At 71.6% G+C, this 25225-nt stretch carries 20 protein-coding genes, 1 tRNA gene and 1 pseudogene; 6 read left to right on the top strand and 16 right to left on the bottom strand.

Annotation, left to right across the window (positions count from 1 at the left end; genetic code table 11):
• The first annotated feature begins 131 nt into the window (after positions 1–131).
• A complete protein-coding gene (locus ACN28C_RS07945) occupies positions 132–617 on the top strand; it encodes a sigma-70 family RNA polymerase sigma factor (protein ID WP_422772890.1) in 486 nt (161 codons plus the stop codon).
• A 159-nt stretch (positions 618–776) separates the two neighbouring features.
• On the opposite strand, the gene ACN28C_RS07940 is transcribed toward ACN28C_RS07945, so the two are convergent.
• The 7 genes from ACN28C_RS07940 to ACN28C_RS07910 form a co-directional block, all read right to left on the bottom strand.
• Positions 777–1997 carry a M20 metallopeptidase family protein gene (locus ACN28C_RS07940; protein ID WP_422772889.1) on the bottom strand — a complete coding sequence of 407 codons (1221 nt, stop codon included), beginning with the start codon at positions 1995–1997 and terminating at the stop codon, positions 777–779.
• A 38-nt stretch (positions 1998–2035) separates the two neighbouring features.
• A complete protein-coding gene (locus ACN28C_RS07935; protein WP_422772888.1) occupies positions 2036–2191 on the bottom strand; it encodes a hypothetical protein in 156 nt (51 codons plus the stop codon).
• 41 nt (positions 2192–2232) lie between these two features.
• Complete coding sequence (locus ACN28C_RS07930; protein ID WP_422772887.1) at positions 2233–2940, bottom strand: alpha/beta fold hydrolase; 708 nt, start codon at positions 2938–2940, stop codon at positions 2233–2235.
• Positions 2941–3102: 162 nt separating this feature from the next.
• A complete protein-coding gene (locus tag ACN28C_RS07925) occupies positions 3103–3834 on the bottom strand; it encodes a DUF2625 family protein (RefSeq protein ID WP_422772886.1) in 732 nt (243 codons plus the stop codon).
• Between the two features lie 193 nt (positions 3835–4027).
• Positions 4028–6943, bottom strand: coding sequence for an AfsR/SARP family transcriptional regulator (locus tag ACN28C_RS07920; protein WP_422772885.1), 2916 nt, complete (start codon positions 6941–6943; stop codon positions 4028–4030).
• 560 nt (positions 6944–7503) lie between these two features.
• Complete coding sequence (locus ACN28C_RS07915) at positions 7504–8046, bottom strand: MarR family winged helix-turn-helix transcriptional regulator (protein WP_422772884.1); 543 nt, start codon at positions 8044–8046, stop codon at positions 7504–7506.
• Positions 8047–8137: 91 nt separating this feature from the next.
• Entirely contained in the window at positions 8138–8815 is a 678-nt protein-coding gene (locus tag ACN28C_RS07910; protein WP_422772883.1) for an NADPH-dependent F420 reductase, read from the bottom strand.
• 79 nt (positions 8816–8894) lie between these two features.
• On the opposite strand from ACN28C_RS07910, the gene ACN28C_RS07905 reads away from it, so the two are divergent.
• The 3 genes from ACN28C_RS07905 to ACN28C_RS07895 are packed head-to-tail and all read left to right on the top strand — an operon-like array spanning position 8895 to position 12775.
• Positions 8895–10754 (top strand): FAD-binding oxidoreductase, encoded by a 1860-nt coding sequence (locus ACN28C_RS07905; protein WP_422772882.1) that lies wholly within the window; start codon positions 8895–8897, stop codon positions 10752–10754.
• On the top strand, positions 10751–11650 hold the full coding sequence (locus ACN28C_RS07900; protein ID WP_422772881.1) for an LLM class flavin-dependent oxidoreductase: 900 nt from the start codon (positions 10751–10753) through the stop codon (positions 11648–11650). The genes ACN28C_RS07905 and ACN28C_RS07900 overlap by 4 nt, the downstream gene beginning before the upstream one ends.
• A 45-nt stretch (positions 11651–11695) precedes the next feature.
• Positions 11696–12775 (top strand): LLM class flavin-dependent oxidoreductase, encoded by a 1080-nt coding sequence (locus ACN28C_RS07895; protein ID WP_422772880.1) that lies wholly within the window; start codon positions 11696–11698, stop codon positions 12773–12775.
• A 463-nt stretch (positions 12776–13238) separates the two neighbouring features.
• Here the strand turns inward: ACN28C_RS07895 and ACN28C_RS07890 are convergent, their stop codons facing one another.
• Both ACN28C_RS07890 and ACN28C_RS07885 read right to left on the bottom strand, forming a co-directional pair.
• A complete protein-coding gene (locus tag ACN28C_RS07890; RefSeq protein ID WP_422772879.1) occupies positions 13239–14732 on the bottom strand; it encodes a fibronectin type III domain-containing protein in 1494 nt (497 codons plus the stop codon).
• A 283-nt stretch (positions 14733–15015) separates the two neighbouring features.
• Positions 15016–15089: transfer RNA gene (locus ACN28C_RS07885), tRNA-Thr, on the bottom strand.
• 170 nt (positions 15090–15259) lie between these two features.
• Here ACN28C_RS07885 and ACN28C_RS07880 point away from each other — a divergent pair.
• Positions 15260–16984, top strand: a complete 1725-nt coding sequence (locus ACN28C_RS07880) for a metallophosphoesterase family protein (protein WP_422772878.1) — start codon at positions 15260–15262, stop codon at positions 16982–16984.
• A gap of 67 nt (positions 16985–17051) precedes the next feature.
• On the opposite strand, the gene ACN28C_RS07875 is transcribed toward ACN28C_RS07880, so the two are convergent.
• The 6 genes and pseudogenes from ACN28C_RS07875 to tmk form a co-directional block, all read right to left on the bottom strand.
• On the bottom strand, positions 17052–17888 hold the full coding sequence (locus ACN28C_RS07875; RefSeq protein WP_422772877.1) for a PSP1 domain-containing protein: 837 nt from the start codon (positions 17886–17888) through the stop codon (positions 17052–17054).
• Positions 17889–17915: 27 nt separating this feature from the next.
• Positions 17916–18569 carry a hypothetical protein gene (locus tag ACN28C_RS07870; protein ID WP_422772876.1) on the bottom strand — a complete coding sequence of 218 codons (654 nt, stop codon included), beginning with the start codon at positions 18567–18569 and terminating at the stop codon, positions 17916–17918.
• Positions 18569–18874 carry a hypothetical protein gene (locus ACN28C_RS07865; RefSeq protein WP_422772875.1) on the bottom strand — a complete coding sequence of 102 codons (306 nt, stop codon included), beginning with the start codon at positions 18872–18874 and terminating at the stop codon, positions 18569–18571. Before ACN28C_RS07865 ends, ACN28C_RS07870 begins: the two co-directional genes overlap by 1 nt.
• Positions 18875–19201: a YbaB/EbfC family nucleoid-associated protein gene (locus ACN28C_RS07860; protein WP_422772874.1), complete on the bottom strand. Its 327-nt coding sequence runs from the start codon at positions 19199–19201 to the stop codon at positions 18875–18877.
• Between the two features lie 201 nt (positions 19202–19402).
• Positions 19403–20581 (bottom strand): annotated as a pseudogene (locus tag ACN28C_RS07855) (DNA polymerase III subunit delta'); the annotation flags it as partial.
• Positions 20582–20646: 65 nt separating this feature from the next.
• On the bottom strand, positions 20647–22905 hold the full coding sequence (gene tmk / locus ACN28C_RS07850) for a dTMP kinase (RefSeq protein ID WP_422774578.1): 2259 nt from the start codon (positions 22903–22905) through the stop codon (positions 20647–20649).
• Between the two features lie 325 nt (positions 22906–23230).
• On the opposite strand from tmk, the gene ACN28C_RS07845 reads away from it, so the two are divergent.
• Positions 23231–24454 carry an amino acid deaminase/aldolase gene (locus ACN28C_RS07845; RefSeq protein WP_422772873.1) on the top strand — a complete coding sequence of 408 codons (1224 nt, stop codon included), beginning with the start codon at positions 23231–23233 and terminating at the stop codon, positions 24452–24454.
• Between the two features lie 90 nt (positions 24455–24544).
• Here ACN28C_RS07845 and ACN28C_RS07840 read toward each other — a convergent pair whose 3' ends face one another.
• Complete coding sequence (locus tag ACN28C_RS07840) at positions 24545–25111, bottom strand: TetR/AcrR family transcriptional regulator (RefSeq protein ID WP_422774577.1); 567 nt, start codon at positions 25109–25111, stop codon at positions 24545–24547.
• Positions 25112–25225: the final 114 nt, after the last annotated feature.

The following is a 25225-nucleotide window of genomic DNA, read 5'->3' as shown; positions in this document are numbered from 1 at the left end:
GTAGCTTGGTCATGACCTGCTGAATACTACCGGGAAGAGCCATGACCAGAGCGGCCAGCACTATCGATTCCGACCTTCGCGGGTCCGGTGAATCCGCCACCCACAGCCCATCCCACCGGGCCGAGGACCAGATGCGCGACATTCACCGCAAGAACGGCGGAGCGCTGCTCTATTTTCTGCGCAACTTCGTTTCCCCGGGCGTCAGCCACACCGCCGAGGACCTGCTTCAGGAGACCATGCTGCGGGCCTGGCGCAAACTCGACACGATGCCGACCGAGCCCGAGTCGCAGCGGCGCTGGCTGTTCGCCGTGGCCCGCCGGCTGGCCATCGACGAGCACCGCAAGCGGCAGTCCCGGCCCGTCGAGGTGAGCCTGCCCGACTCCGACCCGGCCGCCGGATCCGGAAGCGAGGCGGCGAGCACCGCCATCGCAACGGTCACGATGCGCGGCGCCATCGGTCGGCTCAGCCCCGCCCACCGCCAAGTGCTGACGGAGTTGTTCGTCAAGGGGCACACCATCGACCAGACCGCGGCTCGGCTCGGCGTCCCGGCCGGCACCGTCAAGTCCCGCGCGCACTACGCCACGCAGTCCCTACGCAACGCGTTGATCAACGACTGAGCCGGCCAGCCAGTGGGCGGTGATGCCACCCTGACGAGCCGGCGGGACGCGCGTAGCCATCAGCAACAGGGCCGACGACCGGTTACCGGGTGTAGCTGGGGCCGCGTCCCAGCTGGGGCCGCGTCCCATCCGCCACAGCATCCGAAGCAGCGTCGCCGGTCAGGACGCCGCCAGGCGATCGAGTGCACGCCTGGCGAGTTCGGCGAGGACGAACGACGCGTCGGCGAGGACCGAGTCGTCGAAGACGGCGTGCGGGCTGTGGTTGGTCGCGGCGGTCGCCGGGTCGTCGGCGGCGCTCGCCCCCAGGTGCAGGTAGCAGCCCGGCACCTGGTCGAGCACCCGGGAGAAGTCCTCCGCGGCGGTGATCGGCGTGGCCATCGGCTCGAACCGGTCCGGGCCCAACGCGTCCCGCACCACTGCCGCGGCGAACTCGTACTCGTCCGGGTCGTTGACGGTCACCGGGTAACCATCCGTGTAGGTGACCTCGGCTGTCGTCCCGGACGCCAGGGCTACCGACTCGCACAAACTGGTGAGTTCTGCCCTGACCCGCGGGCGGTTCGCCTCCGAGAACGTACGGATCGTGCCGGTCAGCTCGGCGTGCTCGGGAATGATGTTCGCCCCGCTTCCGGCCCGCACGGACGTGACGGTGACGACGACCGGGTCGAGCGCGTCGAACCGGCGGATGAGCATCGGGGGGATGGACGTGATGATCTGCGCCGCCACCGGGATCGGGTCGTCGGCCAGGTGCGGCATCGACGCGTGGCCGCCCATGCCGTGCACCGTCACGGTGAACGCGTCGACGCCTGCCATGAGCGCCCCCGGCCGGCTGCGGAAGACGCCCCGGGCCGTCCCGTAGGAGCGCACGTGCAGTCCGTACGCCGCCCGCACCCGGGAGCCTGCGGCGTCGAGCACACCCTCCTCGATCATCCGGGCGGCGCCGTCCCACCCCTCCTCGCCGGGCTGGAACATGAAGACGACGTCGCCGGCCAGCAGGTCGCGGTGCTCGGCGAGGGTGTGGGCCGCGCCGACCAGGGCGGCGGTGTGCAGGTCGTGCCCGCACGCGTGCATCGCCCCGGGCGTGCGGCTGGCGTAGTCCAGGCCGGTCGCCTCGGTCTGCGGCAGCGCATCCATGTCCGCGCGCAGCAGGACCGCCGGACCCGGTCGTCCGCCACGCAGCACCGCTGTCACCGAGGTCAGCCCGGCACCGCGTGACACCTCCAGCCCCAGACCGTCGATCGACTCGATGACGGCCGCCTGGGTACGCGGCAGGTCGAGGCCCGTCTCCGGGTGCGCGTGCAGGTCCCGGCGCAGCCGGACCAGCTCCGGCTGGAGCCGGTGCGCGGTCTCGCGCAGGACGGTGACGTGATCGTGGTTTGCCACAGCGCCTTGGTCTCCTGGTCGGTTTTCTGGTGGGGCGGTCACTCGACGGCCGTCTTCACGGCCTGAGGGACCAACGGACGTCGGGGGCGTACCGCACGTTGCTCGGGGAAGCAGATCACCACGGGTGGCTGGTTGAGCAGCCCGGCGGCGAGACGTGCGAGCCAGAGCGCCACCTGGAACGTCGTGCTGGACATGCGGGTCACGCTCCCGGCAAGCCGGGGTCGGGTGGTGAGTGTCAGCGGCCGTTGCCGGCGTTCTGCGCGGCGGTGACGATAACGTCGGCGACGACGCCGGGCTGGGTCGTGAAGAGGGCGTGGCTGGCCGAGACGTTGGTGATCTTCGCGCCGATGCGCTTGGCCATGTGCTGCAGCATCGCCTGGTCGAAGGCCCTGTCCTCGGTCGCGATGACCGCCCAGCTCGGCTTGTCGCGCCAGGCGGCGTTCTTCACCGGCGTCGAGAACGCCGACATGTTCACCGGTACCTGCGAGTCGCGCAGGAAGGCGGCGTCGGCGTCGCTGGTGTCCGCGGCGAACCCGGCCTTGAAGGTGTCTGGGTTGAGGAAGCCGTACCCGTCCTCGGTGACGTCGATGACGAAGTCGGGTGTGGGGCCGAACCCCTCGTACTGCTGGGCGGTGGTTTCGCCCGCGTCCGGCGCCAGCGCCGACACGTAGACCAGCCCGGCGACGTTCGGGTGCACACCCGCCTCGGTGATGACCGTGCCGGCCCAGGAGTGGCCGACGAGGATCGTCGGGCCGTCCTGCTTGTCGAGGACCCTCGTGGTCGCCGCGACATCGTCCTCGAGTGAGGTGAGCGGGTTCTGCACGATCGCGACCCGGTAGCCCTGGGTCGTCAGCTTGTCGTAGACGCCGCGCCAGCCCGAACCGTCAGCGAACGCGCCGTGCACGAGCACGACATTCTTGATCTCTCGACCGTTGGTGCTCATGGGGCTTCTTCCTTCCGTCGCCGCGCTGGTTTCCCCGGGCGGGGTACCTCGGTGAACCACCAGCGCACTCTTCCTGGTGTGCAGCATATTGCATGTCGGATATTGCAGCAACGCGTCCGCGTGCCGTGTGACCAGCGACTCCGCGCTGGCGGCGCAGAGCACTTAACCGAGTGGACAGCGGCCAAACGCGTCGGCGACGCTGCGCCCCCGTCGCCGGGCGGCGTCGAACTGACGGTTCAGGAGGTCGGCCATGGGAACGACCGACCGGGTCGCCCCGGCCGCCGGCGCCGGGCCGTTCCAGAGCGACGGGAGTGTGGCGATGCCCTGGTCGGAACGGAGTCCGGCCACGTCCTCGCGCCACCGGGGCCACAGCAGGCCCGCGTAGAAGTGCGACAGCTCACCGGACACACACCACGTCAGCCACTCGCCGTGCGCCATCTCCGTCCGCGTCCAATCCAGGAATCGTGGGTCGAAGTAGATGACCTCGCCGGGCACGCCGGGCCGCCCCGCGGCGGGCCGCAGGCCGTTGAGGAAGAAGACGCCACCGAGGACGTCGTTCGCCACGATCAGACCCTCGGTCGGTGTCCACGCCCGGTCCACGTCGGCCGGGAAGGCGTTCACCTGACCGATGCTGGGAAGGCCGATCTCGGCGGACGGTGATCCACCGAAGATGCGCAGCCATCCGTCGTACAGCAGGATGCCGCCGCAGTTCAACGCTATGGCGCCGAGCGGGGAGTTCGCCGGCAGGTGCAACTGCCGCAGACTGGCGCGTGCCCGGACCCGGTCCGCCGGCAGGACCCGCGGCGCGGCGAAGCTGCGCAACAGGACATCCAGCAGGTCGTCCCACGAGGTCGCGTCGTCCACGAGGTTGTCGAGATCGTCAAGGTCGAGCATTACCGGGTCACCCCCCTTCCAGGGCCGCGACGGCACGCCCCGCATTCGCTCATCAGGTCGCGTGGCGGCCAGAAGAGGACAGCGGCGACGTAACCGATGGTGGCTCCGACAGCGGATTCCAGCGCCCGGTCCCGGCCCGACGCGGAATTCGCGTATCGCCATACCCCGAACGACGGAACGGCCGTCGGGAAGTTCAGCCAGGACGGCCCTGAGCTGAGGCGGGCGTCGCCTCGACGAGGCGGGTCAGCCGGTCCTGAAGCTCGGTCACCTGCGGTACCCGGAGGTGACCGACCAGATCCAGTGCCTCCTGCCACGCGTCGCGGGCGCCGGCCCGATCGCCCAGGGCCAGCGCGCTGTCGCCGAGGCGCAACAGGCACCGCACCGTGTTCATGCGCGACCCGGCCCGCCGGTACGTGTCGGCCGCCCGCCGGAAGTCCGCCAGCGAGGCGTACAGGTCCCCGCGAGCCCGATGGCCATGGGCCAGGGCCTCGTGACACAGCCCCTGCCCATCGAGATCACCGCTTGCCTCGGCGATCACCAGGGCCCGGTCGACCAGGGCCGCGCCGGCGTCGGGTCGCCCGAGACCGGCGTACGCGGTGGCGAGCCGAGACAGGACCGACACCTGGTTGGGCAGATCGTCGAGCGACTCGACGAGGCGAAGCGCGCGCTGCTGGTAGGCCACGGCGCCGAGGTAGTCCTCCCGCGCGAAGCTGACCTGCCCGAGATCGCGGTACACCAGTGCCTGCTCCAGCCGGTGCCCCAGCCCGTTGACGAGGTCGAGCGCCTGACGCAGGAGGCGCGCGGCAGCGTCGTTGTCCCCCAGCGCGTACTCCGCGCCGGCCAGGCTGCGCAGCATGTGGGCGCGGCCGATGTCGTCACCGGCGGCGGTGGCCGCCCGGAGGCAGACCCGGGACACCGTCGCCCAGTCGTGCCACCAGCCCTCGCGCTGGTAGAACGGCCACAGGCTCAGCGCCAGGCGCCACGCCGCCGCCGCGTTCCCACCGTCGACCTGACTGTGGATCACGGCCTTGAGGACGTCCCGGTCAGCGGTGAGCCACGCGGTGGCTTCCTGCACGTCGCCCGGGCGGCCGACGACAACCGCGTCCGTCACCGCCGGCGCGTCCAGCGTCGACTCGGGGCCCAGCAGCAGACTGGCCGCGTACGCCGTGTGCTGGTAGTGCTCAACGAGCCGGTGGAATGCCTGCTCCCTGGCCTCGTGGTCCTCGTGCAGGTCGGCCAACTCCCGGGCGTAGGCCCAGATGAGGTCGTGCGTGCTGAAGCGACCCGGCGTGTGTTCGGCGATCAGCCCGGTGCCGACCAGCTCGCCGGCCAGCAGCCGCGCCTCCACCAGGGGTACACCGGCGAGGCTGGCCATCGCGGGGAGGGTGAGGTCCGGGCCGGGGCGCAGCGACAGCAGCCGGAACATGCGCGCCGCCCCGGTGCCGAGCATCCGGTACGACCAGGAGAAGAGCGCCCGGATGTCGTTGCCCACGTCGGAAAAGCCGTCCAGGCTGCCCTGGGCGTCCCCTAGTTCCCGGGCGATGGCGGTCAGCGAGTGGTCCGGATGGGACAGGGCCCGGCTGGCGACCACGGCCAGCGCCAGCGGAAGGCGACCGCACCGTTCGATGATCTCGTCGAGGGCCGCCGGGGCGGCGCCGGTACGCGCCGGCCCGATCCGCGCGGTCAGGAAGCGGCGCGCGTCCTGCGGAGACAGGACGTCGAGCGTCATCAGGTGGGCGCCGTGCGCCGTGGCCAGCCCGGTGAGGCGCTTGCGGCTGGTGACCAGCACCAGGCAGCCGGGCGCACCGGGCAGCAGGGACCGGACCTGCTCGACGCTGTGGGCATTGTCCAGCACGACCAGGATGCGACGGCCGGCCAGGACACTGCGGTACAGGCCGGACCGGGCGTGCTGGCTCGCCGGCATGTCGGTGTCCGGAACGCCGAGGGCGTTGAGGAACCCCTGCAGCGCTTCGGCGGGGTGCAGCAGGGACTGCTCGGGGTCGAAACCCTGCAGGTCGACGTAGAGCTGCCCGTCGGGATACGCGTCGGCCAACTGGTGGGCGAGGTGGATGGCGAGCGACGTCTTTCCGATGCCGGGGATGCCGTCGATGGCGAGCACCGGCATCGACACCTGTGTCAACACGTGCCCGTTGACCAGGCTGAGCATCCGGCGCTGGGCGTCGTCGCGACCGGTGAAATCCGGAAGGTCGGCCGGTAACTGTGCGGGCAGCACCTCGGTACGCGACGGCGCCCGGGCGATCCGTATCCGGCCCGGGGGCACGCCCGGGACCGGAGCCCCGTCGGCACCCGGCTCCGCCGGCCCGGCCGCGTCCTGCCGCAGCACCGTCTGGTACGCCTCGCGGAACTCCTCACCCGGGTCCACACCCAACTCGTCGGCGAGCCGGCGACGGACGCTCTGGTACCGCGCGATGGCCTCGGCCTGCTGACCGTCGGCGGACAACGCCAGCAGCAGCCGGGCCTGCAACGCCTCGTCCCACGGGCGCTGCTCCGCCACGCAGCGCAGCACCGGGAGGACGATCCGGGCGCGCTCCAGGCGCAACGCCAACGAGGTGGCCTCGCGGGCCAGGTCGGCGCATTCGTGGTCGATGACACTGAACGCCAGGTCATCGTTCGCACCAAGCTTCGAGGCCCCGCCGCAGGGGCCACGCCACAGGCCGAGTGCCTCCTCGTAGGCCGACATCGCCTCGGCGAGCCGCCCGGCGCTCTCGTCCGACCTGGCCTGTTCGGCAAGAGCGCGCAGCCTCAGCAGGTCCAGGTTGTCGGCGTCGACCCGCATCCGGTACCCGGCGGCGTCGCCCAGCAGCCAACGTCCGGCGGATCTGGCCGGCAGGCCGGGCTCGAACAGACGCCGCAGCGCGCCGACGTAGCGGTGCACGACGTTCACGGCGCTCTGCGGTGGCCGCTGGTCCCACAACACCCCGACGATCTCGCCGACGCTGACGGGCTGACCCGCGTGGGTCAGCAGCAGCCCCAGGATGAGTCGTTGCTGGCGAGGGCCGAGGTCCACCCCCACGCCCGCACGCCAGACCCGCACGGGCCCGAGCACACCGAAACACAGGGGCGTCTCGTCGTCAGGGGTGACGGACACGATCCCGACCCTCCTCCGGGAGGCTGTCGTGGGATTCTGTCGGGTCCGCCCGGCACGCCGACGGCTGTGGGAGCCGGCGTACCGGGCGCACTGCTGCTCGATTCGGGGATGGTGGCGGCCCGACCGGCGGGCCGCTGATGGACCCGGCCTCGGCTCCCGGACGGCGTACCGAATCACCTAGCGCCCCATACCCGGCTCGGTCAGGTCATTCGACGGATAGCCCGAGCGGCGCGGTCGGCGCGGCGGGTGAGGTGCCGGCCTACGCTTCGGCGCGGATTGAAACGTCATGCCCGGAAGGCGTAACCGGAGAGCGAACGGGCCGTTCGTGGGCTGGGTCACATCACCCGAGGTACTGCCGGGCCGCGTAGGCCACGCACCGATCCTCTCGCCCACCCTTGGCAACTCCGGCCCCGCACGCCGACACCGTCAGCTCCAGCGCGACCCGAGTCATGGAGCAGTTCTTCGGTCGCGAGACAGCACGCAGCGACCCTCGCCGACCTCGACGGCTTGCGGGTGCTCCACAGGCGTCCGGCTCCGAGTCGAGGCCGACGTGGGCACCGCTAAGGCTGTACCGACCCCAGTGCGGGGTCGACCAGGGCGTCCAGCACCGCTACACAGGGATCAAGTGCGGGCTGATTGTTGTGGATGGAGACGGCGAGCTGCGCCGCGTTGTCGACGAACACGCGCCGCAGCGGAGCCGGCACGCCCTCGAACACCGCATCCTCGGCAGCCCGGACCTTGGCCTCCAGCTCCGTCAGCCTCGCCGCGCCATCCGCTGTGATCGCGATCCGCCGCACCCGACGATCGGCAGGATCGGTCTTCCGCTCCACCAGACCCGCATTCTCGAGCGCGTCGATGACGTAAGGCATCACCGTCTTGTCGATCCGCAAGTGCTTGGCAAGCCCGCTCTGTGTGGGGGGGTTGTTGTGCCCGACGACCGAGAGGATCTGATACCCGCGCGTTCCATGCGGCACGCCTTCGACGGCCTGCTCGACACGCTCGTGCCAACTGCGCAGGATCACCCCGAGATACCAGCCCAGGTCCGAACCCGGGATGCCGACCGTCGGGGAACTCATGCCTGCCTCCGGGTTGCACGCGTCCACATGTCGAGGGTACGTCGATCGGATGTGAAACAAACAGTGCGGTGATCTCGGTGACGCAAAAGGGTCATCGCACAGGCCCGCTGCGAGTCGGTCAGGCCGCGCGCCTGAGCCGTACCTGGAGTGCCTCGGCGCCGAGGACGTCGCCGAAGATCGGCCCTCCCGGTTCAAGCACACGCCCGCTGCGCAGCGGGCCGACAGGCACGGGGTCGAATCCCAGGGTGTCCACGAGAGCTGCCACCTGGCTGAGGGCATCGGCGTCGTCGGAGGCCAGCCCGACAGCAACCCGGTGTGATGTTCCGTGCGGCCGGGATCGCTCATCGAGGTCGTGATAGCCGAGATGGTTGAAGCCCTTCACGAGTCGGGCCCCGGGCAGCGCACGCTGGAGGCGCTCGCTGGAAGTCTCGTCCGCGTCGAGCCAGTCCGCGCGAGGGCCGTCGGTCTCGAGCCAGTGGTTGATGGCATCGACGACTATCTTTCCCGATAGCTGTGCGGCGGGAAGATCCCGGCACGCACGCAGCGGGACAGCGAGGATCACGATGTCGGCGGTCTCGGCAACCTCCTGCGCCCAGCCGGTCTCCACGCCCGGCGTGAGGACTTCGGCGCTGAGCGAGATGGCGGCAGGATCGCCCGACCCCGCAGCCAGGACGCGGTAGCCGGCGACGTGGGCGAGACGCGCAAGCACCGTGCCGACCTTGCCGAAGCCGATGACGCCCACCGTGGTACGCGCACCCTGGCCCACCGCACGCTCAGCCGCCTGGTCGGGAATCATTTCGCATCCTCCTACGCTATCGTTTGGCAGACATACTAGTTGTGAGACAGACAGAAGAAGGTGTCGAGTGGAGATCGGTGTGCTGCTGGACGCGGACAGCAGCGGAGCGGACGAGCTGGTCGCTCTCGCGCAGGCCGCGGAGGCGAACGGGATTGGAATGGCCCTGGTGACCGGGCGCCGGCACGCGGATACCTGGACAGTGGCGACGTGGATCGCTGGGGTCGCCGACCACATCCGCGTCGGCATCTGCCCCCGTGAAGAGCCGTACGACCCCACGGACGCTGACTCGGTGGTGTCTGCGGTTGCGGAGAAGGCAGTGGCGACGCTCACCACACTCGCCCCGGAGCGCACCCTACCGCCCGGAATCCGCTGGACGGCCGTGGATGCGGGTGCCGATGCCGACGCGATTCGTGATGCCGCCGGTGCCGGCATCCCCGTCGTGCCCGTCCGCACCGTTGACGATGTGACTCGTCTCGCACCGCTGGCGGCGGCCCCTGAGCCGCAGGCCCCGGCTGGGCGCCCGCAACGCTCCGCACTCGCACTGGCCCAGCGGGTGGCGGGCATCGACTACGACGCGGTGCCGACGAGCTTGACGGCGCGGGCGATCGAGCCCGGCGACCCCGAGCATCGTGCTGTTTCGTCGACCTACCTTCGTGGCGGCGCCCCGGGTCTCGTGCTGCGCCCGCAGACCGTGGCGCAGGTCGCCGATGCGATCGCGTTCGCCCACGACCATCGGGACGTCCCGTTCGGGGTGCGGAGCGCCGGTCACGGCATCAGCGGCCGTTCCACCAACCGGGGCGGGCTGGTGATCAGCGTCGGGGCGATGGACCACCTCGAGGTGCTCGACGAGTCGCGCCGGCTGGTGCGTATCGGGCCGGGCCGCACCTGGAAGCGGGTGGCCCAGTCTCTGGTCGCCCACGGGTGGGCTCTCGGCTCCGGGGACTACGGCGGTGTGGGCGTCGGCGGGCTGGCCACAGCCGGTGGCATCGGGCTGCTGTCCCGCAAGCACGGTCTCACGATCGATCACCTGCGGGCGGTGGAGCTGGTGCTGGCCGACGGCACGCCCGTCCGCGCGTCCGACACGGAGAACCCCGACCTGTTCTGGGCCGTGCGCGGAGCGGGAGCGAACTTCGGCATCGCGACCGCGTTCGAGTTCGAGACCTCCGTGGTCGGCCAGGTCGGCTGGGCACAGCTCACCCTCGTCTCCTCCGACATCGAGAAATCTCTCTACCGCTACGGGCAACTGGCGAGCCAGGCGCCGCGGGACACGACCGTGTTCCTCGTCACGGGTCGGGAACGCCAGGGTCAGTGGGTGGTCTCCCTTTACGCGGTGGTCGACAACCCCGACCCGGACATTGTCATCGAGCGGCTGACCCCGTTCCTGGATCTCGGTCAACTCGCCCGCCAGCACGTAGTCATGACCGACTACTCCGGGGTGATGGGCAATGCCGCCGACATCGGACCCGCGGGCCAGCAGGGCTTCGGCGAGCCGGTCTCCCGCTCGGCGTTCCTCCCCGGGCTGACCCGCCAGTTCGCGCACGATGTGGCCGAACTGTTGAGCACCGATCTGGTCTACTTCCTTGAGCTGCGCGCGATGGGCGGCGCCATCACCGAGGTGCCGCCGGACGCGATGGCGTTCAGCCACCGATCCCCGCAGTTCCAGCTGACCGCGATGAGCTCCAGTGACGACCGTCTGGCGGCCGAGTGGGTCCGGCTGCGACCGCACTTCGACGGCCTCTACCTCAGCTTCGAGACCGACCAGCGCCCCGAACGCCTCCTGGATGCCTTTCCCGCCCCCGTGCTCGCGCGGTTGCGGGACCTCAAGGCCCGGTACGACCCCACCAACCTGTTCCGCGACAACTTCAACATCCCGCCCACCGAGCCTCCGGTCAGCGCCATGACCGGCGGCAGTACGGCCGAGACGGAGAGAGCGGCATGACTGATTACGGCCACGACCTGCTGTTCGGCAGCTTCGTCACCCCCGTCGCGCAGCCCGCACGGCACGGCGTCGACCTCGCGGTCGTCTCCGAGCAAGCGGGCCTGGACCTGGTGACGTTCCAGGATCACCCCTACCAGTCCTCCTTCCACGACACCTCGACCCTGCTCACCTACGTCGCCGCACAGACGAAGAAGATCGCGGTCAGCGCCAACGTGACCAGCCTGCCGCTGCGGCCCCCGCTAGGTCTGGCCCGTGCCGCGGCGACCGTCGACCGGCTCTCCGGCGGCCGATTTCGGCTCGGCATCGGTGCCGGCGCGTTCTGGGACGGCATCGCCCGCCTGGGTGTGCGCCGGCTGACCACCGGGCAGGGCATCTCCGCCCTGAAGGAGGCGATCGGGATCATCCGCGACGCCTGGGACCCCAGCGAGCAGGCTCCGTTGAACCACGACGGCCCCTTCTACCGAGTCATCGACGGCGACCGCGCCCCCTACGCACACCATCCGATCCCGATCTGGGTCGGCTCCTACAAGCCGCGCATGCTCGCCCTCACCGGCGCCCTCGCCGACGGGTGGCTGCCCAGCATCGAATACATCGACGGTGGCCTCCAAGGTCTCGCCGACGCCAACGACCGCATCGACGACGCCGCCCGCGAAGCCGGACGTGAGCCCGCTGAGATCCGGCGCCTGATGAACTTCATGCGCGCCGATCTCACCTCCACCGGGCAGGGCTTCCTCGACGGCCCTGCGCGGTTGTGGATCGACCGGCTTACCTTGCTCGCGCTCGACCACGGCATCAGCGCCTTCATCATCGGCGGCGACGACCCCAGCACCCTCGCGCGCTTCGGCGCCGAGGTCGCCCCCGCTGTCCGCGAGAACGTCGCGCAAGCCCGTCGCTGACCGGCTGCGGCGTATGAGTTCAAGCGAGATAGAGAGTAGGCAGTAATGGAATTGGGCATCGGCGCGTTCGGCGACGCGAACTGGGACCCCGAGACGGGTAAGCGCATCCCGGAGGCGCAGGCCATCCGCAACATTGTGGAGTCCGGTGTGCTGGCCGAGCAGGTCGGCCTGGACTGGTTCGGTGTTGGTGAGCACCACACTCCGGAGTTCCCGGGGTCGGCCGCCGCGCCGGTCCTCGCGGCGATCGCCGCGCAGACCAGCCGGATCAAGCTCTCCACCGCGGTAACTGTGCTCAGCACGGACGACCCGGTCCGCGTGTATGAGCAGTATTCGACGGTCGACGCGATCTCGAACGGGCGCGTCGAACTGATCCCCGGCCGCGGCTCCTCGATCGAATCGTTTCCCCTCTTCGGGTACGACCTGAAGGACTACGACGAACTGTTCGCCGAGAAGCTCGATCTACTCATGAAAATCAACCAGCATGAGCGGGTCGTCTGGCGGGGCAGGACCCGCCCGGACCTCAACGGCGAGTACATTCCGCCGCGCGCCGAGCACGGCCCGATCCCCATCTGGCTCGGTGTCGGAGGCAACCCCGGCTCCGTGGTTCGCGCCGCGCGGCTGGGGCTTCCGATGGCCACCGGCGTTCTGGGCGGAAACGCCATCCGCAACGCCGGCATCGCCGATTTGTACCGGCGCGCCGCCGAGAAGTTCGGAAACACCCCGCAGCAGACCCTCCTCATGCTCGGCTCGCCCGGGTTCCTGATGGAGGACGGAAGGAAGGCCCGCGACACCTTCTGGCCGCACTGGCACCAGTTCATGAAGGTCGTCGGCGAGCAGCGCGGCTTCCTCCCACCTACCCGCGAACGGTACGACCAGGACACCGGAGCGCAGGGCGGTCTGCTGATCGGCTCACCGGAGGAGATCATCGAGCGCATCCTGCTCATGCACGAGCACTGGGGCCAGGTGCGCTCCTACATCCACATCGACACCGGTGCCGTACCACAACGAGAGGTCCTCAGGACGATCGAGCTGTACGGCACGGTCGTGCGTCCAGCCGTTCAGGCTGAGCTCGGCACCGCGAGCGTCGATGAGCTCAGGGGACGCACGGCCGCAGGCGTCCCCTGAGTCCCGGCCCGCGCCGGCAGATCTCCGGGCCGGTCGGCTCCATCGGCAGCACGTACCTGCTGGTGAAGACCACCGCCTCAGCTACCCTGAGCCGCCTGACGGAATCGAACCGTCGACCTACGCTCGTCGAACCCTGGGATCTTGACGTCGTCATCGACTGTCAGTGTTTGGCGCTGACCTGCACAAACGACCGGGCAAGATGATCATTGTTTGTCGCCACTGGTCGACCGTCGGCAGGGGTTTTCGGGGGGGTGAGCGGGGCGGCAACCTGGCGGGGCGCATCGCTGCCGCTGGGGCTTGCGCAGGTTGGCATCCCGCCGGGCACTCGTCCTGACCTGCACGACAAGGCCGCTGACCAGGGCAAGCCCAGTCAGCGGCCTTCATCATCTGTCCCGGCTGTGTCCGGCCGTCACCGGCCCTACGGACGGACCCGGCCGGAACCCTTTGGGCGGCGTCGTCTGCCCTACGGCGGCGGAAAGAACCTGCCCTGCGCGGTCACCGGCGGACTAGCCGCCGACTCGTTGCCGGCGGCATCGACGGCGACCACCGTGTACGTGTGCCACGTCGCCCCGCCCACCGCCAACGTCAGCTGGGTCCCGTCGGCCGTTCCGGCGACGGTCGCGCCCTCGTACACCCGGTAGCTGATAGCGGGCTCGCCTCCGGTGGAGGCAGACCACGCCAGGGTGAGCCGAGCGTCGGTGGGCCAGTTGCCGGGGGCGTTGCCGGTGACCTCGAGCGACGCCGGTGCCGCTGGCCGGGCGGCGGGACCGGGTGTGGTGGTGACCCGCGCCTGGGCGGAGCGTGGGGTCTCGCCACAGGACTGGGGAAGGGTCGCGCTGACCCGATAGACGTGTCGGGACGCGGACGGCAGACCGGAGACGACCGTCTCCGGGTAGCGGGAGGTGGCGACAGCCGTGTCACCGTCCCAGATGGTGTACGAGGTGGCGGTGGCGTCGAAGGTCCAGCCGAGCCGCACCGACGACGGGGAGAGCGCGGTCGCCGTCAGCCCGACCGGCTGGGGCGGGCTGCTCAGGCAGGTCTCGGTACCGGCCGACACCGCTGGGCTGTGCGTCGACTCGTTGCCGGCGGAATCGAGCGCGGCGATGGTGAAGCGGTGCCAGGTGGCGTGGAAGAGCCGTTGAACGGTGGCCGTGGTGCCGACTGTGACGGCGACCCGGGTGCCGCCCTCGTAGACCGCGTACCGGTCCGGCGGCGGTCCGTCCGGCGCCGTCCAGGCCAGGCTGATTGTGGTGTCGGTACGCCCGGTGACGGTGAGCCCGGCAGGCGGGGCGGGCCGCGCGGAATCACCGGCGGCGGTCGTGGCGCTGGTCGAGCCGACCGGTTCGGTCGGTCCGGGACCGCATTGGTCGAGCCGGTAGAGCCGGATCTGGTGATCGGTGGCGGGCGCCAGACCGCCCACCCGGGCGCTGGTCAGCGATGTCCAGCCCAGGCTGACGCCGTCCACCCGCAGTTCCAACTCACCGCCGAGCGGGTGCCGGGGCCAGGAGAGCGAGACCGCCGACGCGGTGACGGCGGTGACGGTGATCGGCAGGGTCGGGGTCGGCAGGCACTCCGGGTTGACCCCGGAGAGCCAGGACCGGCCGGTCACCGGGTCGGTCGGCGCCGACTCCCGCCCGTTCCGGTCGACAGCGGTGACGGTGTACGCGTGCGACGAGCCGAAGGGCACGTTCATCGTCGCCGACGTGGTGGTGGTGCGGGCGACCACTTCTCCGCCCTCGTACACCCGGAAGGAGTGGACCCGTGGCCCGCTGGGCGGTTGCTGCCAGGTCAGGCTGATCGCGGTGCCGTTGGTGCTGGCCCAGAGCGCGGTCGGGGTCGTTGGGCCGGTCGGTCCGCCGTACCGCGCGGCGGCGGGGGATGCGCCGAGCAGAATGACGGCGATGAGTGCGGCGCTGGTCCGCGCGGCGGCGCCGCGGCAGTGGGATGGGGTACGCACGGCTGTCCCTTCATTGACACCGACCATTTATCGACTGCAATCAATCAAATCCAGGAAACTGGCGCATCGACGCCATGTCAAGCGCGGGTTGACCGCACTGGCGGACATCGCTGCATCTTGACCAAGTGGGGACACACTGGTCGTGCCGGGTAGACCCGAACCCGGCGCTCAGCTCGTGCAGCCCCGCAAGCCTCCGTGCTGGTGGTTTTCGGGGGGCGATTCAAAACTACATCGATGAAATGAGGCCCTGACCAGCGAAACCGCTGGTCAGGGCCTCTCCCTGAGCCGCCTGACGGAATCGAACCGTCGACCTACGCATTACGAGTGCGTCGCTCTGACCGACTGAGCTAAGGCGGCGACGCCGGCCAGTCTACGACACCCGTCGCCGGCCCGTGCCACGGGTTTCCGACGAGCGCGCCGGCCCGCCGGCCGGCAGCCCGGCGCAGCGGAGGACGGCCGCTCCGCGGAGCAGACAACGGTCGGTACGCGGACAGTCGTCCGGGCCCCGCCGGACTACGCTGCCACCGATGACCGATCACCAGGCACCGCCGATCCCGGTGCAACCCGCGGCCCCACCCCGTCCCGGCAGCCTCGATCCCCGTGAGCTCGGTTTCACCCCACAGCGCCCGGTGCCGTGGCTCGCGCCGCTGCTGCTGATCAGCACCGGGCTGCGTACGCTGCTGGCGTTCCTCTTCGGCGCCTACCTCGACAAGCGCGAGCTACAGAACTCGCTGCCGAGCGAGGTGACCCGGCAGGTCGGCCCGGACGGCGACCTGTGGCTGGACTACGTCGCCGACCTCGGTGACGGTTTCGACGCCACCTACTCGGTCGCCTACCTCCTCTCCCGCCCCGAACTCACCACCGACGGGCACCAGCTTCCGCGCGGCCAGATGCTGCTGATGGGCGGTGACCAGGTCTATCCGACCGCGAGCGGCGAGGCGTACGAGAACCGGTCCAAGGGCCCCTACCAGGCGGCGCTGCCGCAGCCGCCGGCCGACGGCCCGCAGCCGGTGCTCTACGCCCTCCCCGGCAACCACGACTGGTACGACGGCCTCACCGCCTTCCTCCGGCTCTTCGTCCGCTCCCGGGACGACAACGTGGGCGGCTGGCGTACGCCGCAGAGCCGCTCCTACTTCGCCGTCGAGCTGCCGGCCGGCTGGTGGCTCTTCGGGCTGGACTCGCAGGCCGGTTCCTACCTCGACGACCCGCAACTGCGCTACTTCGAGGAGGCGGCGCAGCAGCTCACCGCCGAGTCACGGGTGATCATCGCCGTGCCGGAGCCGGCCTGGCTCAAGGCCGTCGACAAGCCGGGCGAGTACGACACCATCGACTACTTCATCCGTACCATCGTCGCGCCGACCGGCGCCCGGGTGCGGCTGCTGCTCTCCGGCGACCTGCACCACTACGCCCGCTACACCGGTCCGGACCGCGAGCTGGTCACCTGCGGTGGCGGCGGGGCCTACCTCTACCCCACCCACAAGCTGCCCGTCCGCATCGAGGTACCGCCGAAGGACACTCTGGTCCGGCGGGCCAGCACCAGCGAGTCGTACGAGTTGGCCGCCCGCTATCCGGAACCGGGCCGGTCCCGGCGGTACGGCTGGGGCATCTTCGGCCGGCTTCCGCTGCGCAACCCGGGCTTCGCCACGCTGCTCGGTGGGCTGCACACCCTGCTGATGCTCGCCATGGCCGGAGTGGTGGCGCCGCGCTCCGAGGCGGCGGCGCAGCGGCTCTTCAGCATCCCGCTCGCCGCCATGCTGGTCGTCACGCTGCTCGGCGCGGTCTTCTTCGCCAAGCCGCCCAGCGCCAGCGGGAAGCGCCACGCCCGGCACTGGATCCTCGGGCTCTGCCACGGCTTCGCCCATGTCGGGCTGGCCGCCGCCGGCACCTGGATCTGGCTGCAGCTCTTCTTCCACACCTGGCCGTGGCCGATGTCGGTGGTCGCCGCGGCGGTGGTCTACGGGCCGGTCGCGGGTCTGGTCGCCAGCCAGCTCACCGCGCTCTACCTGCTGGTCGCCGGTTCGTTCGGGGTCAACCTCAACGAACTCTTCGCCGGGCAGGGGATCGAGGACGCCAAGAGCTTCCTCCGACTGCACATCGCCGCCGACGGCACCCTGACCGGCTATCCGGTCGCGGTCGACCGGATCTGCCGGCGCTGGCAGGCCGAGCCCGACGGCGCTCCGGACGCCGCCTGGCTGACGCCCACCCAGCCACTACCACTCCGTCTCGCCGAACCGCCGTTCACGCTCCGCTGACCGCTCTCCGCCGCCCCGGGCGTCGGCGGGCGGCCGGGGCCCGCCGGACGGCGGCCGTCTCCGGCGGTCAGCGCTCTTCGTAGGCGCGGCGGGATCCGCAGACCTCCGACAGGGCACACCGGCGCACGCTGCCGTCGGAGAGCTGTCGGACGGTCACCGTCTCGCTCGGCGGGTGCCTGGAGACCACCTTCGCCTGCCCGTCCGGTGTTTCCACCCGCTGGCCGGGGCTCGGATAGCTGCCGCTCTCCGCATAGAGCGGGTGCTCGTATTTCAGGCAGCACATCAGCCGGCCGCAGGCACCGGAGATGCGCAGCGGGTTGAGCGGCAGATCCTGATCCTTGGCCATCCGGATGGTCACCGGCTCGAAGTCGGTCAGGAAGGTGGCGCAGCACAGGTCGCGCCCGCAGGAGCCGATGCCGCCCTGCACCCGCGCGGAGTCGCGTGCCGAGAGCTGCCGCAGCTCGACCCGGCAGTGCAGGGTGGCGCCGAGATCGCGGACCAGGGAACGGAAGTCGACCCGGTGCGGCGCGGTGAAGTAGATGGTGGTCCGCGATCCGCTCGACGACCCGTTCGGAGCCGACTCGACGACGTGGTCGACGGCAACCACCTTCATCGGCAGCCCGTGCTCCCGGATCAGCCGCTTCGCGGCCACCTTCGCCTCCGCCTTGCGCTTGCGCAGCATCTCGTCGCGGCGCAGGTCCTCCTCGCCGGCCAGGCCCGCCAGCCGGGGGAAGCCGCTGGTGTCCTCCGACACCCACTGCGCGGCCCAGACGCACTCCGCCACCTCGGTGCCCTCGTCGGTCGGGACCAGCACCCGGTCGCCGACCGCCGGCCGCAGCTCCCCGGGATCGAGGTAGTAGAGGCGGCCGTAACGGTTGAAACTGACCGCGCACAGCATGCCCATGTGCTTCACCCTACGACGGCCGCACGGTCACAGGACGATCCGGCCGCCGCCGGGGCCCATCGCCGGGGCGTCCGGCGGCCGGTGGGCCAGGACCTCCAGCTCCGCCACCCACCGCTGCGGCAGCACCTCCGCCCGGTCGTACGCCTCGGCGACCGTGGCCAGGATCCGGGCGCCGATCTCGGCGGCGGCCGGTACGACCGACGGACCGACGCCGGCCCGGGCGGCCGTCACCACGGCGACCGCCTCCGCCGAGCCGAGCACGTCGCCGACCGTACGGGCCAGCGCCCGGCGGGTGTCGGCAATCCAGTAGGCGACCGCCTCGGCGTACGCGGCCGTGGCGTCGACCCGACCGGTCAACCCGGCCACGTGCTCCGTCAGGGCACTGCGGTGTGCCGCGTACGCCTCGGCGGCCGGACCCTGCCACGAACCGCCCTCGGCCAGCGTTGCCCGGACCTCCTCGTAGGCCCGGCGCAGGTCCCCGGTCACCTGCTCGGCGCCGGCCATCGCACCGGGGCGCAGCTCGATCACCGCCTGCACGGCGTCGCCGGGCAGCACCCGGAGCCGGCGGAGCAGCGGCCAGATCCGGTGCCCGGCCGGCGCACCGGCGGCGGCGAGGACGTCGTCGACCCGCCCGGACAGCTCGACGGCCGGCTCGGCGAGCTGATCGAGGACATCGTCCATCACGCCTCCTCCGCGTACCGTCGCTGCGCCGCCGCGTCGCTCTCCGCGTAGCCGATGCCGGCGATCCGCAGCGCGGCACCGGTGTCGGTCAGCGTCTCGGCCGTTGCCAACAGCTCCCGCCCCCGGGCGTCGAGCGCGGCCACCCACTGCCGGTGCAGGCTCGCGCCGACCTCTCCGAGCCGCCCCGGTCCGTCGGCGACGACTGCGCCACCGTCCGGCCCGGCGTACGGCAGCCGGCGGGCGAGATCGGCGAGGGTGCCGGAAGCGGCGTCGAGCCGGCCGGCGAGCTCCCGCAGGGCCTCCACTCATGCCTCCGTCAGTCGGCGGTACCCGCCGAACGTCTCGGTGTGGAGCTTCTCCCGGGCCCACCGGGCGGCGTCGTCGGCCGCGGTGATGGCGGTCCGGACCGATCGGGCCACCTCCGATCCGGTACGGGTGTGCAACGGCCCGAGGAACCGTACGTCGTTGACCGACCCGGCGGCGCTGACGACCAGTTCGACCAGTCCGTCCGGCGAGCGGACGGTGACCTCGACCCGGCGGATCGCCTCGTCGAACTCGGCCTGCAGCGCCTCGATGCGCCGATACCGCTCGATCGCTTCCTCGACCCACGACTGGTCGATCTCCCGCGTCACCGGCAGGCCCTCCCGCTGTGGTGAAACCGAGCGCGTCGCTCACCGAATGTGTCACCCTCGCTGCGTTACGGCACCGAACCGTACCGGGCGGACCACCCGAAGGGAACCCTTCGCCCAAGATCTACCCGATCAGGACCGATCTCCCGGATCCGGCCAGCCCAGCTGCTCCGATCGGTGCCGGTCACCCTCGGGCAGCGGTGTTCAGCCCCGCCAGAGGGCAAGCATCATCGCCTCGACGGCGATCCGCGGCTTGACGTTGGTCTCGATCGCCGCCCGGCAGCCGAGCACCGCCTCCAGCCGGCGCAGTGTGCCTTCGGGGGTCCACCTTCCGGCCGCGGTGGTCGCCATCCCGGCGACATCGGTGTGCACCGGCTCGACCGGTGCCCGCAACGAGACGGTCAGCACGTCCCGGTAGAAGCCGGCCAGGTCGACCAGGGCCCGGTCCAGCGCGTCCCGCTGGGCCCGGGTGGCCCGCGACTTCTGCCGGCGTTCGAGGTCCTTGAGTTGCCCGGCCGCGCCCCGGATCGCGCTGGTCGCGCCCCGGCCGGTACCACCGGCGCCGAGCGCGGTCTCCAGGGCGGCCCGCTCGGCCGCGTCGGTCTCGGCCACGGCCGCCGCCGCCTCGGCCTCGGCCGCGTCGATCAGTGCGGAGGCGGCGTCGAAGCAGGCGCCGACACCGGTCAGCCTGCGCGGCAGGGCCAGCACCGCCTCCCGTCGCCTGCGCGCGTCCGGGTCGCGGGCGAGCCGGCGTGCCCGGCCGACGTGCCCCTGGGCGGCCGCGGCCGCCCAGGCGGCCACATCCGGCCCGATGCCGTCGCGGTCCCGGAGCACCGCCGCCACCGCCTCGGCCGGTGGCTGGCGCAGCGCCACCACCCGGCAGCGGGAACGGATGGTCACCGAGATGTCGTCCGGATGCGTCGACGGGGTGCAGAGCAGGAAGACGGTACGTGGCGACGGCTCCTCGATCGCCTTGAGCAGCGCGTTGCCGGCCGCCTCGGTGAGCCGGTCGGCGTCGGTGATGACGAGCACCTGCCAGCGTCCTCCGCTCGGGGTGCTGGCCGCCCGCAGCACGAGCGCCCGCATCTCGCTCACCCCGATGGAGAGCCCTTCGGGCACCACGAACCGGACGTCGGCATGCGTCCCGGCGAGGGTCGTGTGGCAGCCGGCGCACTCGCCGCAGCCGGTGCCCCGGAGGCACTGCAGGGCTGCCGCGAACGCCCGGGCCGCGACCGAACGCCCGGAGCCGGGGGGGCCGGTGAAGATCCAGGCGTGCGTCATCGCGCTTCCGGCGGTGGCCACCTCGACCGAGGCGGTTCCGGTGCTGTCGGCGGCCGGGACGGTCTCCGCCGCGGCGGCCGCCCGGATCGCCTCCGCCGCGGCGGCCGCCCGGCGAAGGGTGCCGACCGCCTCCGGCTGCCCCACCAGGTCGGCGAAGACCTCGGGCATCAGGGCCGCCGTTCGAGTTCGAAGCCGCCCTGCCCACCACCGACACGGTCCGCCGCACCACCACTGTGGCGCGCCTCCGCACCACCGGCACCCCGTTGCACCCCGGCACCCCGCTCCGCCGCTCCGGCAGGCGGCTCGGCCCCAACCGGTGGCTCGGCCTCGGCGCGTGCCTCCGCCTCGGCTTCGGCACGCAGTTCCGCCTCGGCACGCAGCTCGGCTTCGGATAACTCCGGTCGGGCCGAGGTGTCCGGCGGGCTCGCCAGCTCCGGATGAGCGGCCAGGTCCGGGTCGGCGAGCATCCCGGTGACCCGCTCGGCCACCGCCGCCGCGAGTTCGTCGGCGGGCCGGGCGGCGTCGAGCACCAGGTAGCGCTTCGGGTCGACGGCCGCCAGGTCGAGGAAGGCATACCTGACCCGGTCGTGGAAGTCGAGCGACTCGGCTTCCAGCCGGTCCGGGTCGCCACCCCGGGCACCCACCCGGGACAGACCGGCCCGGGGCTCGATGTCGAGGAGGACCACCAGGTCGGGCTTGAGCCCGCCGGTGGCCCAGGAGGAGAGCCAGGAAATCTCCTCGACCGGCAGGGTCCGGCCGGCGCCCTGGTAGGCGAGCGACGAGTCGACGTAACGGTCGCTGATCACCACCGCGCCCCGGGCAAGTGCGGGGCGGACCACGCTGGCGACGTGATGAGCCCGGTCGGCCGCGTAGAGCAACGCCTCCGCCCGGGGTGCGACGGCCTCGGGGCCGGCCGTGCGGCCCAGCACCAGGCTGCGAATCTGCTCGCCGATGCCGGTCGCCCCCGGCTCCCGGGTCACCACCACCTCGTGGTGCTGCCGGCGCAGCGTCTCCGCCAGCCTGCTCACCTGCGTCGACTTGCCCGCGCCCTCACCGCCCTCGAAGACGATGAAGGCGCCGGTCGAGGCGAACGGCTCGGCCGGGAAGAGCGGCCGGCCCCGGATCGAGCCCCAGAGGTCGGGTAGCACCGGCACGCCCGGCTTGTCGTCCATCTGGCGGAACGCCTTGATCCCGGTGAAGATCCCGACCGCGCCGGCGATCAACAGCAGCAGCCGGGTCGAGGAGACCGAGACGCCCAGGTCGGCGATGCGCAGCCGCCAGGAGCCACCGACGCCGACCAGCAGGCTGCTGACCGAGATCGCCAGGATCAGCACCAGCCGGGTGCCGGTCTGCACCACGGCGAAGACCCGGCCGCGTACCTCGTCGGCGATCTCGCCGCCGAGCAGGGTGATGCCGGCCAGGAAGGCCATCCCGGCGCCGGCGCCGACCAGGACCGCACCGAGGATCGCCATGGAGAGGTGGATCGAGCCGGCCAGCACCAGCACCGAGGCGCTGGCCAGCACGATGCTCATGCCGAACCAGCGCCGCCGGGACATCTCCCGGACGATCATCGGCCCCAGCCCGATGCCGGCCGAGAGGCCGAGGAAGATCGCACCGAAGAGCAGGTAGAACGCCGCGTCACCGGCGGCCAGCGACTTGGTGAAGAAGTTCGCCGTACCGATCACGACGCCGCCGCCGGCGAAGGCGCCGAAGATGCCGAGCACCAGGCCCCGGACCAGCGGGGTCTTGCCGATGAACCGCCAGCCGTCGACAAACTGGCGCAGCACGCCCTGTTCGGCCCTGCCGGTGTTCTCGCGGTGACCACCGCGACCGCTGATCTCCCGGATGCCGAAGAAGACCACCAGCGCGGTCGCCAGCCGGCTCAGCGAGTTGAAGTAGAGCGCCAGCTGGGTCGGGTCGGCCCAGCCGGGCGGCGGACCGGCGGAGGCCGCCCGGATGCTCCGGTCCAGCACGGCGATGCTCACCGCGGCCAGCACCGGGGTGAGTCCGTAGGTGGTGATCAGCGTGAGCTGGTTGGCCACCTCCAGCCGGGTCCGGGGGATCAGGTTCGGGACCGCAGCCTCCTTGGCCGGAATCCAGATCAGCGTGATCGCCTCGATCAGGAAGGTGGCGACCGCCGCCCAGCCGACCACCAGGCCGCCACCGACGTCCAGCAGGGCGGCGAGCGGGATCGAGGCGAAGAGCACGAACCGGAGCAGGTCGCAGACGACCATCGTGATACGGCGGTCGAACCGGTCGGCCAGCACCCCGGCGACCGGGCCGAGCACCAGGGCCGGAAGCAACCGGACCGCGATCACGGCGCCGAAGGCGAGCCCTTTCGCCGTGTCGCCGGTGACCTGGCTGGAGGCGAAGACGGAGGTGGCGAGGAGGCCGAGCCAGTCACCGAAGGAGGCGGCACCCAGCACCAGCCACAGCCGGCGGAACGGACGGATCCGCAGCACCGAGCGGAGCGCCTGGTAGCCGGTCCGGTCGACCGGACCGGCGGTGGGCACGGGCGCGGATGTGCCGGGCGGCGGCGTCGTGCGCCCCGCGCTCCTGTCGTTGTCGTCGATGGCCGCACCCCTCCACGCCCCGGCCCATGGCTGGGCTCCCCCGACCACACTCTAATCGCGGTACGGATCCGCCCCGACCCCGACATTCCCCGGAGCCGGAGCCCCGGGGACCTCCCGGACGGCCGACCGGATACGCGAGACGGTTTCGCATTTCAGCCCCAGAGGTTAGCGTGCACGAATGGCCACCGAACGCGACCACCTGCACCGATGCCTGGATCGGGCGACCGCGCACCTCGACCCTCCCCTCGCCGTGGTCGACCTCGACGCGTTCGACGCCAACGCCACCGCCCTGGTGGGTCGGGCCGGTGGGAAGCCGGTCCGGATCGCCAGCAAGTCCCTGCGCTGCCGCGCCCTGCTCGACCGGGCCCTGGCCCGACCCGGCTGGCAGGGAGTGATGACCTACACGCTGGCCGAGGCGATCTGGCTGGTCCGCGGCGGCGTGACCGACGACGCCCTGGTCGGCTACCCCACCGCCGACCGGCAGGCGCTGGCCCAACTGGCGGCGGAGCCCGAACTGGCCGCCGCGATCTGTCTGATGGTCGACAGCACCGCCCACCTCGACCTGATCGACGCGGTCGCCCCGGCAGGCTCCAGGGCGGAGGAGATCCGGACCTGTCTCGACCTGGACGCCTCCTGGCGCCCGCTCTCCGGCACCTTCGGCGGCCGGTTGCACATCGGCACGCGCCGCTCGCCGCTGCACTCACCCGCCGAGGCCGGCGCGCTGGCCGCCGCGATCGCGCAGCGGCCGGGATTCCGGCTGGTGGGCCTGATGTCGTACGAGGCACAGATCGCGGGGCTCGGCGACGCACCGCCCCGGCAGTCCGTACGCGGTGCCACCATCCGACTGCTGCAACGGCGCTCGTACCGGGAGCTGGCACACCGGCGCGCGGCGGCGGTGGCCGTGGTGCGCGACCACGCCGACCTGGAATTCGTCAACGGCGGCGGTACCGGCAGTATCGCGCTGACCGCGGCGGACCCGGCGATAACCGAGGTCACCGCCGGGTCCGGCCTGTACGGACCGACGCTCTTCGACGCGTACCGGAGCTGGCGACCCCGGCCGGCGGCGTTCTTCGCACTGCCCGTCGTGCGCCGTCCCACCGCGCGGATGGCGACCCTCCTCGGTGGTGGCTGGGTCGCCTCCGGACCGGCCTCCCGGGGCCGACTGCCCACCCCGTGGCTTCCGCCGGGTCTACGGCTGACCCGCCTGGAGGGGGCCGGCGAGGTGCAGACTCCGCTGACCGGCACCGCCGCCGGATCACTGCGGATCGGTGACCGGGTCTGGTTCCGGCACGCCAAGGCGGGCGAGCTGGCGGAACATGTCGGGGAGTTGCACCTGGTGGAGTCGGGCCGGGTCGTGGGTACCGTTCCGACCTACCGGGGCGAGGGCCGGGCCTTCCTCTGATCGAGGATCGGCCCGACACGCCCGGACTCACGGCCGGTCGGCCAGCGCGCGGCCGGTCAGCCAACGCGGCCGGTCAGCCAACGCGGCTGGTCAGCCGGCGGAGGATGCGGCGTCGACGTGCCGGTGCAGGTACTCGCGGATCAGCGCGGTCGCCTCGGCCAGCACGTTCTCGTCGCCCTCGGGATCACGCCGGAAGGCGAGCTTGATGAGCGCGTCGGCGGCTTCGACCGCGATCTCCAGGGCGAATCGCAGCCGGGGCGCGTCGGTGGTGCCGAACTGCTCGACCAGGACCCGGGCCAGCTGCTCGGCGATGACCCCGTTGTTGTCCCGCTCCTCGTCGAGCAGGTGCAGGTCGACGACGTCGCCGAAGTGCAGGGTACGGAAGCCGGGCACCTGCCGGTGCATGGTGATGTACTCGTCGATGGCGGCATCGACCCCGTCCCACCAGTGGGTCAGGTCGCCCCGGGAGAAGCGCTCGCTGAGCCGCTCCAGGTATGCCTCCATGTTGCGCAGGGTCAGCGCCTGCACGATCGCGCGCTTGTCGGGGAAGAACTGGTACACCGACCCGATGGCCACTCCGGCCCGCTCGGCGAGCAGGGTGGTGGTCAGTCCCTCGTAGCCGACCTCGTCGACTATCTCGGCACAGGCGTCGAGCATGCGCTGGACCCGGGCGACGCTGCGGCCCTGCACCGGTACGCGGCGCAGTGGACCGGATGTGGCGGTTGACGTGGACACTCGTCGCCACTCCCTTTCGACGGGGTGAAGGTTACT

The sequence above is a fragment of the Plantactinospora sp. WMMC1484 genome (assembly GCF_049315195.1).
Classification (GTDB): domain Bacteria; phylum Actinomycetota; class Actinomycetes; order Mycobacteriales; family Micromonosporaceae; genus Plantactinospora.
This window is presented reverse-complemented; position numbering and strand designations above follow the sequence as displayed.